Below are 2,145 nucleotides of genomic sequence, written 5' to 3' on the forward strand. Positions count from 1 at the left end.
TGGTGGAGCCTACCGGGATCGAACCGGTGACCTCCTGCGTGCAAGGCAGGCGCTCTCCCAGCTGAGCTAAGGCCCCTCTGACTCCCCGACGTGCCATGGGGGATTTTAGTCAGGACAAGGCATTTCGAGGCGATGTATAGCCTGCTATACGAGGCTCAAAATAACGCAGTCATGGCTAAAATTGGTGGGTCTGGGCAGACTCGAACTGCCGACCTCACCCTTATCAGGGGTGCGCTCTAACCAACTGAGCTACAGACCCATTGGTCACGCTGGGTCTCAACCCAAACAGTCTTTTGCTCTGGCCGATCAGGTAATTCATTGTGAGCACTTGACCGACCGCGATGACGCGTCGGTTAAGGAGGTGATCCAGCCGCAGGTTCCCCTACGGCTACCTTGTTACGACTTCACCCCAGTCATGAACCACACCGTGGTGATCGCCCTCCGAAGTTAGGCTAACCACTTCTGGTGCAGTCCACTCCCATGGTGTGACGGGCGGTGTGTACAAGGCCCGGGAACGTATTCACCGTGACATTCTGATTCACGATTACTAGCGATTCCGACTTCACGGAGTCGAGTTGCAGACTCCGATCCGGACTGAGACCGGCTTTATGAGATTGGCTCCCCCTCGCGGGATTGCAACCCTTTGTACCGGCCATTGTAGCACGTGTGTAGCCCTACCCGTAAGGGCCATGATGACTTGACGTCGTCCCCACCTTCCTCCGGTTTGTCACCGGCAGTCTCCTTAGAGTTCCCGACATTACTCGCTGGCAAATAAGGACAAGGGTTGCGCTCGTTACGGGACTTAACCCAACATTTCACAACACGAGCTGACGACAGCCATGCAGCACCTGTCTCTGCGCTCCCGAAGGCACCCCTCCGTCTCCGGAGGGTTCGCAGGATGTCAAGGGTAGGTAAGGTTCTTCGCGTTGCATCGAATTAAACCACATGCTCCACCGCTTGTGCGGGCCCCCGTCAATTCATTTGAGTTTTAACCTTGCGGCCGTACTCCCCAGGCGGTCGACTTATCGCGTTAACTGCGCCACTAAGTCCTCAAGGGACCCAACGGCTAGTCGACATCGTTTACGGCATGGACTACCAGGGTATCTAATCCTGTTTGCTACCCATGCTTTCGCACCTCAGCGTCAGTGTCAGTCCAGAAGGCCGCCTTCGCCACTGGTATTCCTCCCGATCTCTACGCATTTCACCGCTACACCGGGAATTCTACCTTCCTCTCCTGCACTCTAGCTAAACAGTTCCGGATGCCATTCCCAGGTTGAGCCCGGGGCTTTCACAACCGGCTTACTTAGCCGCCTACGCGCGCTTTACGCCCAGTAATTCCGATTAACGCTCGCACCCTCCGTATTACCGCGGCTGCTGGCACGGAGTTAGCCGGTGCTTCTTCTGTGGGTGATGTCGTCCCTGGCGGGTATTGGCCGCCAGGCTTTCTTCCCCACTGAAAGTGCTTTACAACCCGAAAGCCTTCTTCACACACGCGGCATGGCTGGATCAGGCTTGCGCCCATTGTCCAATATTCCCCACTGCTGCCTCCCGTAGGAGTCCGGGCCGTGTCTCAGTCCCGGTGTGGCTGATCATCCTCTCAGACCAGCTACGGATCGTCGCCTTGGTGAGCCGTTACCTCACCAACTAGCTAATCCGACATAGGCTCATCCAATCGCGCGAGGTCCGAAGAGCCCCCGCTTTCTCCCGTAGGACGTATGCGGTATTAGCCTGGGTTTCCCCAGGTTATCCCCCACGACTGGGCAGATTCCTATGCATTACTCACCCGTCCGCCGCTCGTCGGCATCCAGCAAGCTGGACCCGTTACCGCTCGACTTGCATGTGTTAAGCCTGCCGCCAGCGTTCAATCTGAGCCATGATCAAACTCTTCAGTTTAAAATCATAGAGTCCGTTAAGCGGACAAATCTTGGCTCAAGGTTCAAACGTTCTCAAAAAGACCCGAAGGCCTCTGACGAGTCGCTTGCCTTGATATCGCGTGACTTATCACCGCGTATCGGACAAGCGCCCACATGAATTACCTGATCGATTGTTAAAGAGCGTCTCGCTGTGCCGTCGCGCCATCGGGTGGCTCGCCAGCGCCCTGCGAGGAAGGCGTATTCTACCGATCCGGGCCGCGCTGTCAAGCGC

2 tRNA genes and 1 rRNA gene are annotated in these 2,145 nt (G+C 56.6%); all 3 read right to left on the minus strand.

The window, feature by feature from the left end:
- The 3 genes from R6258_RS18670 to R6258_RS18680 all read right to left on the minus strand — a co-directional run bounded on the left by R6258_RS18670 (position 1) and on the right by R6258_RS18680 (position 1,893).
- Positions 1–76, minus strand: a tRNA-Ala gene (locus R6258_RS18670).
- 106 nt (positions 77–182) lie between these two features.
- A tRNA-Ile gene (locus R6258_RS18675) sits at positions 183–259 on the minus strand.
- A gap of 95 nt (positions 260–354) precedes the next feature.
- A 16S ribosomal RNA gene (locus tag R6258_RS18680) occupies positions 355–1,893 on the minus strand.
- Positions 1,894–2,145 lie beyond the last annotated feature (252 nt).

This window comes from Halomonas sp. HP20-15, from assembly GCF_033446685.1.
In the GTDB taxonomy this organism is placed as follows: domain Bacteria; phylum Pseudomonadota; class Gammaproteobacteria; order Pseudomonadales; family Halomonadaceae; genus Modicisalibacter.